A 12427-nucleotide genomic window follows, 5' to 3' on the forward strand; every position below is an offset into this window, starting at 1 on the left:
CGGGCGGGAGTGAGGCAAAGGTGACTAGTGTGGTGGTTCGCAAGTCCGCCGTTTCTGCAGCTCGTGCATTTGCGGACTTGCGAACCAAAACCACACTAGAATCATGGATTTCTAGTGTCCTTTTGAATCCGAAGTTCGCTTGAGAATGCGCCGCACAAGCAGGCGAACTTCGGATTGAGGACACTAGCGTGAACTGGGCGGGATTCCTCAATGCTGTTGGTGACCGGAGGAGCCGGTTTTATCGGGTCGAACGTCGTCGCCGCCCTCAACGATGCGGGCCGCGCGGATGTGGCCGTATGCGATTTTCTCGGAAATGACGGCAAATGGCGTAATCTCGCCAAGCGGCAGCTCGCCGACGTGGTTCCCCCGGCTGAACTGATGCAATGGCTGAACGGCCGCAAGCTCGACGCCATCATCCATCTCGGCGCGATTTCGGAGACCACCGCCACCGACGGGGATCTCGTGATCGAGACCAATTTCCGCCTGTCGATGCGGCTGCTCGACTGGTGCACGGCGAATTCCGTTCCGTTCATCTACGCCTCGTCCGCATCGACCTATGGCGACGGCGAGCAGGGATTTCGCGACGACGCTTCGCTCGACGCCCTGAAGAAGCTGCGGCCGATGAATCTCTACGGCTGGAGCAAGCATCTGTTCGACATGGCCGTGATCGAGCGCGCCGCGAAGGGCGGGAAGATGCCGCCGCAGTGGGCCGGCCTCAAGTTCTTCAATGTGTTTGGCCCGAATGAATACCACAAGGGCACGATGATGAGCGTGCTGGCGCGCCGCTTCGACGACGTCAAATCCGGCCGTGTGGTGCAGCTCTTCAAATCCCACCGCGATGGCATTGCCGACGGCGATCAACGCCGCGATTTTATTCATGTGGATGATGTGGTGCGCGTGATCATGTGGCTGCTGGCCACGCGTTCGGTGAACGGCATCTTCAATGTCGGCACCGGCAAGGCGCGTAGCTTCCGCGACCTGATCCTTGCCGCCTATGGCGCGCTCGGCGTCAAGCCGAATATCGAATACATCGACATGCCCGAACAAATTCGCGGCAGCTACCAATACTTTACCGAAGCAGAGGTCGATCATCTGCGCGGCGCAGGCTACAATGGCGGCTTCACGGCGCTCGAAGATGCCGTCGGCAGCTATGTCAGGGATTTTCTCGACCGGCCCGATCGCTACCGCTGATCGTGCAAGAGACATACAGGCGTTTTCAGGGATACAGGCGTTCTCATGTTCGATTTTGACGCGCTGTCGCAAGCGATTGTCCGCCAGACGGTGCTCTGCGTCGGCGACCTCATGCTGGACGAATTCGTCTATGGCGAGGTTTCGCGCATTTCACCGGAAGCGCCTGCGCCGGTGATCGCGGCCCGGCGCAGCGAGATCAACGTTGGTGGCGCGGGCAACGTTGCCCGAAACATCGCCTCCCTTGGTGCGAAGTGTATCTTCGTCGGGTTGGTCGGGAATGACATTGCCGGCGAGACCCTGAGAGCAGAACTCGCCAGGGAAAAGCTGATCGAGCCGATTCTGGTGACCGATCCGGCGCGGCCAACCACGCGCAAGGTGCGTTTTGTCTCCGAGCATTTTTCGACACACATGCTGCGGGCGGACTGGGAACTGTCGGCGCCCGCGTCGGAAGTCACCGAACGCAAGCTGATCGACGCTGTGGTGGCCGCGCTGCCTCGCGCCGATATCGTGTTGCTGTCCGATTATGCCAAGGGCGTGCTGACGGCGCGCGTGATCCGCAACATCATCGACGCCGCGCGCAAGCTCGGCAAGCGGGTGATCGTCGATCCGAAGAGCGCCAATCTGGCGATCTATCGCGGCGCGACGCTGCTGACACCGAACCGCAAGGAATTTGCCGAGGCGACACGGCGCCGGATCCAGTCGGATGCCGATATCGCGGACGCGTCGATCGAGGCGCTGCGGACCGCCGACGCCGAGGCCGTGCTGGTGACCCAGAGCGAAGACGGAATGACGCTGGCCCATCGCGATGGCACCCTGATCCATGTTCCGGCGCAGCCGGCGAAGGTTCGCGACGTATCCGGAGCAGGCGACACGGTGGCTGCGGTTCTGGCTGTGACGCTCGCTTCTGGAATGGACTGGGAAACGGCCTTGCGCTGTGCGGCGGCGGGCGCTTCCGTGGCCGTCAGCAAGCCGGGCACGGCAACGGTGTCTCTTGCCGAACTGCGGCGCAAGATCCTGCCGCATGCGTCTCTCGCGGCAGAAGAGAAAATCGCTTCAAGCGCTGCGGACCTTGATGCGCATCTTGCCGAGTGGCGCACACAGGGATTGCGCGTCGGCTTCACCAACGGCTGCTTCGACATTCTGCATCCGGGTCATGTGCGCGTGGTGACACAGGCGCGCGCCGCCTGCGACCGCCTGATCGTCGGTCTCAACAGCGATGCGTCGGTGCGGCGTTTGAAGGGTGCCGAGCGGCCGGTGCAGGATGAGCGCGCGCGGGCCGAAGTTCTGGCCGCGCTCGAGGCGGTCGACCTGGTCGTGATCTTCGAACAGGACACGCCGCTGGAACTGATCACGCAGATCAAGCCGAGCGTTCTTGTGAAGGGCGGGGACTACACCCGCGAGCAGGTTGTCGGCCATGAGATCGTCACCGCCAACGGCGGCGAGATTGTGCTTGTCGACATTCTGCCGGGCCACAGCACGACGTCGCTGGTCAAACGGGCGCGAGAAGGCAAGGCATGACCGCGAACGCGTCCAATCTTGCGACCGGCGTCTCGCCCTCGATTTGGCGCAACACAGCCGCCTGGACAAAGGCGGCCGATGTCGCAGTCGTCCTCATGGCCGCTTCGCTGCCATGGTCGACGTCGCTGGTTGCGATATTTGCGGTGGCATGGCTGCTGTTGCTCATTCCCACAGCCGAGCTACGGGATTTTTCTGAAACGCTGAAACGGCCAGCCTGTTTTCTCCCGGTCACACTTTTTGCGCTGGCCCTTGCCGGCACGCTGTGGTCGACGGACATTCCTTGGGCTGCGCGCCTGCATGCGGTCAACCCGGTTGGCAAGCTGATTGCGATCCCGATTCTCATCCGTCATTTCGAGAAGTCGGGCAGAGGCCTGTGGGTTGCGCTGGCCTTCATTGCGTCCTGTGCCGCGGTGATGCTGGCGTCGTGGGCGATGGTCGTTGATCCGAGGCTGGCTTTCGATGCCTCACGAATACCCGGTGTCCCGGTCAAGAACACGATTGCGCAGGGGCAGGAATTCACACTGTGCGCGTTCGGTGCTCTTGGCGGGGCGATGTATGCGCTGTCGCGGCAGCAAAAGAGGATCGCGCTGTTGCTTGCGCTGCTGAGCGCAGGTTTCGTCGCGAACATGGTTTTCGTCGCCAATTCAAGGACCGCGCTGGCTTGCATCCCGATCTTGTTCGTTCTTTTCCTTGCGATGTATTTCAGCAAACGCACGGCGGTCATATTGGTGATAGGCGGCATCATTGCGGCGACCCTCGCCTGGAATACGTCGTCATACCTGCGTTCTCGCGTGGAGCAAGCGATTACCGAATATCAAGCCTATCGCACGTCGCATGCCGCAACATCGGCCGGGCAGCGGCTAGAATTCTGGCGCAAGTCAGTGAAGTTCTTCGAGGCTGCGCCTATTCTGGGACACGGCACCGGTTCAACCAAACTCTTGTTCGAGCGGGATGCTGTCGGCCAGACAGGCGCTTCAGCCGAAGTGATCGCCAATCCGCACAATCAGACATTGAACGTGGCGGTGCAGTGGGGGATCGCCGGAATCATAGTTCTCTATCTGATGTGGATTTCGCACCTGAAACTCTTCATCGGCAAGGAAGGGTTGTTCGCGTGGATCGGCCTTGCGGCTGTGGTCCAGAACTTCTTCAGTTCGCTGCTCAACTCCCACCTGTTTGATTTTACTGAAGGCTGGATTTACGTGCTGGCGGTGGGGGTTGCTGGCGGCATGATCGCTCGCGCCCAGAACGCCGATGCGCTTGCGGGGCAGGGATAGTTATGGCTGGCTTGTCCCGGATCAGATTCCCGCGCCTCACATGGCGAAATCTGCTGATCGTGATCCATGACGTGCTGGCGACGATCTTCGCGGTGGTTGCGAGTTTCTATCTCCGGTTCGAGGGCAGCGGCCTGACCGAGCGCTTGCCGCTGCTGCTCCACATCCTGCCTTACTTCGTCATTTTCAGCATTCTCGTCTGCTACACTTTCAGGCTGACGACGACAAAGTGGCGGTTCATTTCGCTGCCGGACTTCTTCAACATCGTCAAGGCATCGACGGTGCTGGCGCTGATGCTGCTGGTGCTGGACTACATTTTCATCGCGCCGAACGTCTATGGGACATTCTTTTTCGGCAAGACGACGATCATCATCTACTGGTTCCTTCAGAACTTCTCGCTTGGCGCGCTGCGAATTGCCTATCGCTATTTCCGCTACACCCGAACGCTGAACCAGGCGCGTGGCCTCGATGCCGCTCCGACGCTGCTGGTGGGGCGTGCTGCGGACGCGGAAGTGTTGCTGCGCGGCATTGAGAGCGGTGCGGTGAAGCGGATGTGGCCGGTCGGTGTACTGTCTCCTTCGGTATCCGATCGCGGACAGTCGATCCGTGGCATTCCCGTGCTCGGTGCCATCGATGACCTCGCCGATATCGTCGATGATTTCTCGCGCCGGGAAAGACCTCTTGAACGCCTGGTCATGATGCCGTCCGCTTTCGAGGCCGATGCGTCACCGGAGTCGGTGCTGACGCGAGCCCGCAAACTCGGACTGACTGTCAGCCGTCTGCCGTCGCTTGAGGGGAGTGGCGAGGCGCCACGTCTCGCACCGGTCGCGGTTGAGGATTTGCTGCTGCGGCCGAGCGTGAAGATCGATTATCAGCGTCTCGAAAGCTTCGTGAAGGGCAAGTCCGTCGTCGTCACCGGCGGTGGCGGCTCGATCGGATCGGAGATATGCGACCGCGTCGTTACGTTCGGCGCGTCACGGCTGCTGATCGTCGAGAATGCCGAGCCGGCGCTTCACGCGGTGATGGAAGACCTGACGGTCAAGTTTCCAACGGCGATTATCGAAGGCCGCATCGCGGACATTCGCGACCGTGCGCGCATTTCGCATCTCATGGCTGAATTCAAGCCAAGCATTGTCTTTCATGCAGCTGCGCTGAAGCACGTCCCGATCCTCGAGCGGGACTGGGGCGAGGGCGTCAAGACCAATATCTTCGGCACCGTCAATGTCGCGGATGCTGCGGTGAGCGCCGGCGCTGAGGCGATGGTGATGATTTCCACCGACAAGGCGATCGAGCCGGTGTCTATGCTGGGACTGACCAAGCGCTTTGCCGAGATGTACTGCCAGGCGCTCGACCGGGAGTTGATGCACAAGGCAAACGGCAAGGCGCCGATGCGGCTCATCTCGGTCCGCTTCGGCAACGTGCTGGCGTCCAACGGGTCGGTGGTGCCGAAATTCAAGGCGCAGATCGAGGCCGGCGGTCCGGTGACCGTGACGCACCCGGACATGGTCCGCTACTTCATGACCATTCGCGAGGCGTGCGACCTCGTGGTGACTGCGGCGACCCACGCGCTCGATCCCGTGCGGCCCGATGTGTCGGTTTATGTGCTGAACATGGGGCAGCCGGTGAAGATCGTCGATCTTGCCGAACGCATCATCAGGCTGTCCGGGCTTCAGCCGGGTTACGATATCGAGATCGTCTTCACAGGCGTCAGGCCGGGCGAGCGTCTGAACGAAATCCTGTTTGCCCATGAAGAGCCGACCGCCGACATCGGCATCGCCGGCATTGTCGCGGCGCGTCCCAACGAGCCGCCGCTCGACACGCTGCAACGGTGGCTGTCCACGCTGGAAAAGGCTGTGGCCAGTGAACAGCGCAGCGTCATTGTGGGTGTCTTGAAGGACGCGATCCCGGAGTTCAAAAGCGGGGCCGCGTAATCTAGCCGAGCGGTTCCCGTTGCCGGGAGAACCGGCTGAGCACCAATGCCACGGTGCTTAAGCCCAATGCCAGCGTCATCCCCTGGACGTAGGGCGATTTCAGCCAGATCGTCACCGCGGCAAATGCCCCGAGAACGACATTCAAAATGAAGACTTCGCTGACGACCTGCGTCACGCTGAAACCGTTGTTGGTCGCCTGCTGGTAGAAATGCGACCGGTGGGCAAGCCAGACGGCTTCACCCTTCAGCAGGCGCCGAACGAGCGTGAGCGTTGCGTCGGCGAGGTAGTAGAGCGGCAGCAACAGCGCAGCGATCAGGTGGCCTTGTCCCGCAAGCTCAATGAGGCACCATCCCATCAGCAAACCGATCGGCAGGCTGCCCACATCGCCGAGAAACAGCTTCGCGACGGGTTTGTTGAACGGCGCGAAACCGATCATCGCACCGCAGAGTGCGAGTGCAACGATTGTCGGGCCAGAAGACAGCTCGCCGTAGAGCCCAAACAGCGCCAGCGCGGCCGTCACGGGAACGACCTCCGCGACGGTGATCCAGTCAAGGCCATCCATGAAGTTGACGAGATTGACGAACCACAGTCCGCCGATCAGCATAAGCGACCGCTCCACCCAGACCAGCAGGAGGGGCACGAGACGAAGATCAGCCGGAAGCGTGGCGAGGACGATGCCGACGGCGACCGCCTGCATCAGAAGACGAGGCATGACAGGCATCGTCCGCAGGTCATCGTAGGCGCCGACCAGGGCGAGCAACACGGTTGCAGCGAAGATCGCCAACAGGGAAGAATTTACCGGTGCCCCAAAAAGAGAAGCCGGTATCGCGACCGACGCGATGACTGCCGCGATCACTGCTGCACCGCCGCCCTGTGGTGTCGGTGTGCTATGCGACGAACGTGCGTTCGGCCGCGCCAGCGCATAGCGCGCAAGCAACGGGTGCAGCACGACAATCAGCCCCGCGCACATGATGCAGGCTGCTAGCGGGGTTGCGATGGTCAGCAATGAATTCATGAAATGAGGATCACCCGGTCAGCGCTTGATGCCGACGGCGCACCAGTAAGGTACGCGCTCCGAGAAACGAATGTCCTGAAATCCGGCGGTCGTCAGCATGTCGCCAATCTGCACGCGTGTGAAGCGTTGTTCGAGGCGGGTGCAGAACCGGTCATATGCGTCGGTTCTCATCACGTAGAACGCGCGGTGCTTGTAGGATTCCAGCGGCAGCGCCGCGGCGGAAAATCCGAGCCGTTCGACGAGCGCGGCAAGCCGGGCCAGCGGCCAGTAAACGAACACAGCAATGATCTGACTGATCCAGAGGCGCGGCTTTTCCGGAAGGCTTGAAATCACGACGCGGAAGATGTTGCTGAATTTCCAGAGCGCGCGATACCAGGCCGGCCGGTTGTCGAGCGCGTAGTAAAGGTAGATCAGGAAAGGCGCGCCGGGTTTGAGTTTTGTCGAGATCTCGGAAATCGCGGCCTGGGTGTCGGGAACATGATGCAGCACACCCAGCGAGAACGCGAAGTCAAGCGAACCGTCGGGCAGGGGAAGTTCTCCAACGCTGGCGTGATGAAAACTCACGTTCTTCGCCGCGGCCAGATTTGTCCGCGCGACATTCAGCGCGTCGGCGCTTGCGTCGAGAAGGTGGAGGTGTCCGACGCGCGGCGCCACCATGACGGACCATCGGCCGCTGCCGCATCCGACATCCATGCCGACGGCGCTGGCCGGCAGGCGGTCCCAGGGAAAGATGTGAAAATAGCATTCAAAAATGGCCGCCCTGTCGTCCGCGGAAAATGCGTCCTCCCCCTGACGGAAGGTCGACCATTCATGGCCGAATCCGGCGGCAACTGCGGGGTCGATATTGCTGGGCGGACGATCGGTCATGAACTCTCACGTGGCTGCCGACGCGAAGATATATCGGCGCTTGGGCTTGCGGAGTGTTTAATCAAACTCGGAAGGGGTGACAACGTCCTCCGGGCATACCGCTGGTCCGGAAAATCATCGAACGGGGCGGTGCCTGTCCGCCGCGGCGTTTTTTCAAGTCCCGGATCCCGCTTTTCACCGGCACGCCGAAGCGATAGTAATGCGCCCCGGACAGTCTGGGAGTGGGTAGCTTGGTGGCTATTCGGTTGCTTCAAATGCTGCTCGCGGCTGTGCTGCTCAGCGGGTGTACCTTCTTCTTCGATGTGCAGGATTCCGTTCAGGCGGACCCCCAGCCGGATTCCCGGCAACTGCGGGTCATCGTCGGAGAGATCCAGCGCATTACGCAATCGATGAAGCTGGTCGGTGCTTCGGAAGTTTCCAATGTCGGGCCGAATGAGGCGCAGTCGGGTCCGGAAAGATGGACCGTTTGCTCGCGCGCGAACTTCGGCAATGAGATTCGTTACTTCACGTTTTTCCTGAAAGGCGAAGCGGTTGCTAACTGGCGGCCTGCCGTCATCAATGACAAATGCGAAGCGCGTAACTTCGCGCCGCTGGAACAACGGTAGCGCGCACAGCGTCGGCAGGGATTGAAGCTAGCGAATGCGCTGCAACTGCTCTTCATAGAGGGCGACCGTTGCCGCTCCGATCGCCTGAGCGGACATCTCATCAACGACGAGTTGCCGGGCCGCCGCGCCATAGCGGGTCCTCAACTCTTGGGATGCGGCCAGTTCACCTATGGCTTTGGCCAGCGCCTGCGGATCCTCGATCGGCACCAGCAAGCCCGTTTTTTCGTGTATCACGATCTCCCGGCAACCGGGGGCGTCGGTGGCAACCATCGGCCGGCCGCAGGCGGCAGCTTCAAGCAGACTTTTCGGCAGGCCCTCGCGGTGGGACGGAAGGGCCGCGATATGAGAGTCTCTCCACAGTGAAGCAATGTCGCCGACCTGGCCCAGCCACTTAATGCCCGGCTCACGGTTCCATTGCTGCGCCTCCTCTAACGTCACCGAATCGGGATTGGCGGGATCGGGAGTTCCCGCGATCAGGAGCCGAATATCCATGCCCTGAGTCCGCAGAATCCTGTGTGCGGCAACCAGCGCGCGAATGCCCTTGCTGGTCAGGAGGCGCCCCGCAAATCCCACGGTGATCGGGCCGTCGGGTTCCGGCAGCGGCGTCAGCTTGTCGGTATCGACGCCGGAGCCAGGAATGCGCGCGAGGCGATGATGATCGATCCCGATTGTTTCCAGCGCCGTGCGGTCGTCGGGATTTTGAACGAGAAAGACCGCGTGATCCCGGTTGAGCAGAAATCGCAACGCGACCGCGATGACGATACGAAGCAGAAGCGCTTGAGCCGTCGCCGAGGTAAACGCGTAGCCGAGACCGGTCATCGCATTGATCTGCGGCGTCGTCATTCCAAGCGACGAAATGCCGCCGAGCACGCAGATCTGCATGCCGACATGGTGCACAATCGCGGGGGCGAGTTCGCGCTTGATCTTGCGAAGCGCCTGAATGGTCGAGATGGCTCCCAAAGGAGACAATCCGCCTCGCCGCAGCGGCATGGGATGGATGGTGAAACCTTCGGCGCGTATGGCCCCCGCGGCAGGTCCAACCGACGTTGCCACGTGAACGTCAAAACCCGCCTCACGTGCCGCACGAGCCATGGGAAGCCGATGGGACAGGAACGCCTTGTCCTCGGTCACGACGTAAAGGAGCTTTTGCGCGCGCAGCGTCATACTTTTTGTTTACAGTCGTGTACGGAGACCAAGCATAGCGAACCTGTTAGGCCTGATCGGAGTCAGATTATTTCTGCAACCGATACACGTATTCGTCGCATCCTGATCCGAGTATTCCGCTGGTTTTAGACCGAGCAAAGATCCGCTCTGCTTTGAAACCAAGATCGATCATCCGACGGTCAACCTCCGCGGCAAGTGTCGTTTCGTATGGGTATCCTCCCAGCCAATCATGGACGTCGTGATCAAAATCCATGCCTCGGCTGGATTTATAGTTTGCAACATAAGTCTGAAAATCTTCTCCTCCTCTGATGAGGCTAGCCAGCCGGAACGCTCCTACGTAGCCACTTTTGAGAAATTTCTGAACGAAGATAGGTGCACCAGAATAAAGGCGCTTCTCAAATTTCCAGAACGCGTCCATGTATGTGGTACGATAGAGTGCAAGGGCTAGCAGTCCGTTTGGTGCGACCATTGCGGCGGCTTTGTTAACGGCCTCCCACATACTTCCGGTATGGTGCAAAACTCCCCACGAATACACGATGTCGAATGTCCCCAGAACTTTCGGATCAAGGTCAAAGACACTGGTATTTTCGATAAGCCAAGGAGTTTCCAGATTTCGACTTGAAAGTACGTTCTTGGCTGTATTCACGCTGTCTGGGTCGATATCCACACCAACAATCCGACCGGCGCCTAACCGAGCAGCAGCTAAAGCATGAAGGCCAGACCCACATCCGATATCCAGAAAAGAGCGACCTTCAAACTCTTCCGCTGGGATTAGCTTCAGCAAGCCCTTCTTTGCTTGTTCAATCTGCGGTTCATCGATCAGCTTCGAGTAGGAAGCCCAATTCTTGCCGAACGCGAAATGTGTATCGACCTTTTTGAGATGTTCATTTGACATACAGTAGTCCTTTTAGTTCAGCGCGGCAAAGCGCGAACGGCACAACATGGATAATGTCATCGATGATAAGGCACAGTTGCGATAAGCCGATCCCATTGTCTGAACACGATTTCAGGTTGGAAGGTCTCGGCGCGAGTCTTTGCTGCTTGTCCCATTTTTAGCCTCAACTGCGGTGCGGTCATGAGTTGAGCGAGCGCTTCCGCAAACAATTCGTTGGAATTTCCTGACACGAGTTGAACCGAGCGAACAAGAATACCGCTTTCGCCGGAAACGACGAGGTCTTCAACGCCACTCACGTCCTCGAAGGCTACCGTCGGAAGGCCGACAGCCATAGCCTCGGCAAGGGCATTTGGAAAGCCTTCGTAACGAGACGGAAATGCCAAGATATGAGAGCGCGCTGTCTCGCCGGCGATATCGCGTGATATTCCCATCAGCTTTATTCGACCGTCCAGTCCATGGAATGCAATGCGGTCGAGCAGCGTGGGACGGTCCGGCCCCTGTCCAAAAATCACAACGTCCCAGTCGGGAAATCTGGTCGCAAGTGTTGCAAAGCTGTCGATCAGAATATCGAACCCTTTCTGGTGATCGAGTCTGCCAATACCGATAATTCGAAACCGGCCTTCAGGTGACACGCGATCGGGATATGAAGCCACGTTGGCGAACGGTACAGGATTCGGAATCGTGACGATCTTACCCGTGGGTGAGTGCTCAAAGAATCTCGCCGCGCGGCGTGTTTGAACGACAATCCGGGCCGCATAGGGATATGTCAGGCGGCGGAGCGCTCGATCGAGCCAAGACAGGCGATACGAATGCGCTGTCGGATCGATGCGTTCGGAAACGATCACGGGAATTTTGAGGCCGCGGATAGCCAAAAGCACCATGACATTTGTGAGGTCAACAAACGATATCACAACGTCGGGCCGGAGGGCGGCGATGGTCCGCCGCAGCGCCGCTATCCAGGCCACGACTCTGACAATTCTGGCGACACCTGAGCCTTCGACGAAACGGCCGAGAGGGCATCGTTGCACTGCGCTGGAAACATCGTAGAACGATATCTCAGAAGCCGGGCTCAATGTAACGAGCGCTACCTCATGGCCTTTCTTGGCAAGATGATTGCAAAGCTGGGCCATAACCCGCTCGGCGCCGCCGGCTTGCATGCCTGCGATCACACAAGCCACTCGTAAAGGGCGCTCTCGTGTAGTTTGGGGGAGGATGGATGCTGGCACTTAGGGAGCTCGCTCACCCACGTAAACAAGACCGCCTTTCACTATTCGGCGATTAACGGCCAGTGAGCGCAGTTTGCCGAGCCATCGCTGCCAGGCGACCGGTTTGACTATGCGCGTTACGAATCCCGCTTGCTCCACCCGCACTGCGAGCGTTCCGGCAGTCCATACCCTGACATGCTGCCATCGATGAAAAGTACAGCCGCATTCGGGACAAAGGATTTTAGAAGCGTCATAATCTTCGTTGTTAGGTGTTGTAAAGAACACCTGCCCCCCGGGCTTAAGCAGCCTGTGGCACTCGGCGAGCATTCCGTCCAGTTCGGAATCGAGCAGATGTTCGATAACCTCCGTGGCAATGACGACATCGAAGAAGCCGTCGGGGTAGGACGTGGGCAACGATTGCGTCAGAACGGAGCCCTTGAACCGAGGCTCATCCTTGAATCGATCTGCAACGTGCCGCACGTACGTGTCGGAGAAATCTGTTGCATACATCTCTTGAGTGCCTCGCATTAATGGGAGGCAGGCAGCAATAACATCGCCGGGGCCGCAACTGAAATCCAGCAAGCGTGCATCTTCAGGTGCAGAGATCGAAGCGAAGAGTCGCTTTGCGACCATATTGCCGGCCATGAAGCCGAAGAAATTTTCGGCATATTTCGGATTGGACCCGTAATAGTCCCACAGCCGCTTCGATTTCTCTGCGGTCCATTCGATTTCGTGAGGTGTGAAGGGCATAGGGAGTTCCAATAG

General features: G+C 59.4%; 11 protein-coding genes. 5 read left to right on the forward strand and 6 right to left on the reverse strand.

Annotated elements, in window-relative coordinates; translation table 11 throughout:
• Nucleotides 1-210 precede the first annotated feature (210 nt).
• From rfaD to ACP7AL_RS08480, 4 genes are read left to right on the forward strand one after another with little or no spacing between them, the layout of a single operon-like run.
• On the forward strand, nucleotides 211-1191 hold the full coding sequence (gene rfaD, locus ACP7AL_RS08465) for an ADP-glyceromanno-heptose 6-epimerase (protein ID WP_024920764.1): 981 nt from the start codon (nucleotides 211-213) through the stop codon (nucleotides 1189-1191).
• A 45-nt stretch (nucleotides 1192-1236) separates the two neighbouring features.
• Nucleotides 1237-2709, forward strand: a complete 1473-nt coding sequence (gene rfaE1 / locus ACP7AL_RS08470) for a D-glycero-beta-D-manno-heptose-7-phosphate kinase (RefSeq protein WP_425990611.1) — start codon at nucleotides 1237-1239, stop codon at nucleotides 2707-2709.
• Complete coding sequence (locus ACP7AL_RS08475) at nucleotides 2706-3983, forward strand: O-antigen ligase family protein (RefSeq protein WP_425990613.1); 1278 nt, start codon at nucleotides 2706-2708, stop codon at nucleotides 3981-3983. Before rfaE1 ends, ACP7AL_RS08475 begins: the two co-directional genes overlap by 4 nt.
• 2 nt (nucleotides 3984-3985) lie before the next feature.
• Entirely contained in the window at nucleotides 3986-5911 is a 1926-nt protein-coding gene (locus tag ACP7AL_RS08480; protein WP_006021527.1) for a nucleoside-diphosphate sugar epimerase/dehydratase, read from the forward strand.
• Nucleotide 5912: 1 nt separating this feature from the next.
• Here the strand turns inward: ACP7AL_RS08480 and ACP7AL_RS08485 are convergent, their stop codons facing one another.
• Both ACP7AL_RS08485 and ACP7AL_RS08490 read right to left on the reverse strand, forming a co-directional pair.
• On the reverse strand, nucleotides 5913-6926 hold the full coding sequence (locus tag ACP7AL_RS08485) for a glycosyl transferase (RefSeq protein ID WP_425990616.1): 1014 nt from the start codon (nucleotides 6924-6926) through the stop codon (nucleotides 5913-5915).
• Nucleotides 6927-6944: 18 nt separating this feature from the next.
• On the reverse strand, nucleotides 6945-7793 hold the full coding sequence (locus ACP7AL_RS08490; protein WP_425990618.1) for a class I SAM-dependent methyltransferase: 849 nt from the start codon (nucleotides 7791-7793) through the stop codon (nucleotides 6945-6947).
• A 233-nt stretch (nucleotides 7794-8026) separates the two neighbouring features.
• Here ACP7AL_RS08490 and ACP7AL_RS08495 point away from each other — a divergent pair, with 233 nt between their 5' ends.
• Nucleotides 8027-8398: a hypothetical protein gene (locus tag ACP7AL_RS08495; protein ID WP_425990620.1), complete on the forward strand. Its 372-nt coding sequence runs from the start codon at nucleotides 8027-8029 to the stop codon at nucleotides 8396-8398.
• 27 nt (nucleotides 8399-8425) lie between these two features.
• Here the strand turns inward: ACP7AL_RS08495 and ACP7AL_RS08500 are convergent, their stop codons facing one another.
• From ACP7AL_RS08500 to ACP7AL_RS08515, 4 genes are all read right to left on the reverse strand, one after another.
• Nucleotides 8426-9562, reverse strand: coding sequence for a glycosyltransferase family 4 protein (locus ACP7AL_RS08500; protein ID WP_425990622.1), 1137 nt, complete (start codon nucleotides 9560-9562; stop codon nucleotides 8426-8428).
• Between the two features lie 67 nt (nucleotides 9563-9629).
• On the reverse strand, nucleotides 9630-10457 hold the full coding sequence (locus ACP7AL_RS08505) for a class I SAM-dependent methyltransferase (protein ID WP_425990624.1): 828 nt from the start codon (nucleotides 10455-10457) through the stop codon (nucleotides 9630-9632).
• A 56-nt stretch (nucleotides 10458-10513) separates the two neighbouring features.
• Nucleotides 10514-11626, reverse strand: coding sequence for a glycosyltransferase family 4 protein (locus tag ACP7AL_RS08510; protein ID WP_425990626.1), 1113 nt, complete (start codon nucleotides 11624-11626; stop codon nucleotides 10514-10516).
• 57 nt (nucleotides 11627-11683) lie between these two features.
• Nucleotides 11684-12412, reverse strand: a complete 729-nt coding sequence (locus ACP7AL_RS08515) for a class I SAM-dependent methyltransferase (protein WP_425990628.1) — start codon at nucleotides 12410-12412, stop codon at nucleotides 11684-11686.
• Nucleotides 12413-12427 lie beyond the last annotated feature (15 nt).

The organism is Afipia sp. DC4300-2b1 (assembly GCF_049895725.1).
Lineage (GTDB): Bacteria > Pseudomonadota > Alphaproteobacteria > Rhizobiales > Xanthobacteraceae > Afipia > Afipia broomeae.

Coding starts and splice junctions, on each gene's coding strand:
- ACP7AL_RS08485 (WP_425990616.1), bottom strand. CDS start 6,926: ATGAATTCATTGCTGACCATCGCAACCCCGCTAGCAGCCTGCATCATG.
- ACP7AL_RS08490 (WP_425990618.1), bottom strand. CDS start 7,793: ATGACCGATCGTCCGCCCAGCAATATCGACCCCGCAGTTGCCGCCGGA.
- rfaE1 (WP_425990611.1), top strand. CDS start 1,237: ATGTTCGATTTTGACGCGCTGTCGCAAGCGATTGTCCGCCAGACGGTG.
- ACP7AL_RS08515 (WP_425990628.1), bottom strand. CDS start 12,412: ATGCCCTTCACACCTCACGAAATCGAATGGACCGCAGAGAAATCGAAG.
- ACP7AL_RS08475 (WP_425990613.1), top strand. CDS start 2,706: ATGACCGCGAACGCGTCCAATCTTGCGACCGGCGTCTCGCCCTCGATT.
- ACP7AL_RS08505 (WP_425990624.1), bottom strand. CDS start 10,457: ATGTCAAATGAACATCTCAAAAAGGTCGATACACATTTCGCGTTCGGC.
- ACP7AL_RS08500 (WP_425990622.1), bottom strand. CDS start 9,562: ATGACGCTGCGCGCGCAAAAGCTCCTTTACGTCGTGACCGAGGACAAG.
- ACP7AL_RS08480 (WP_006021527.1), top strand. CDS start 3,986: ATGGCTGGCTTGTCCCGGATCAGATTCCCGCGCCTCACATGGCGAAAT.
- rfaD (WP_024920764.1), top strand. CDS start 211: ATGCTGTTGGTGACCGGAGGAGCCGGTTTTATCGGGTCGAACGTCGTC.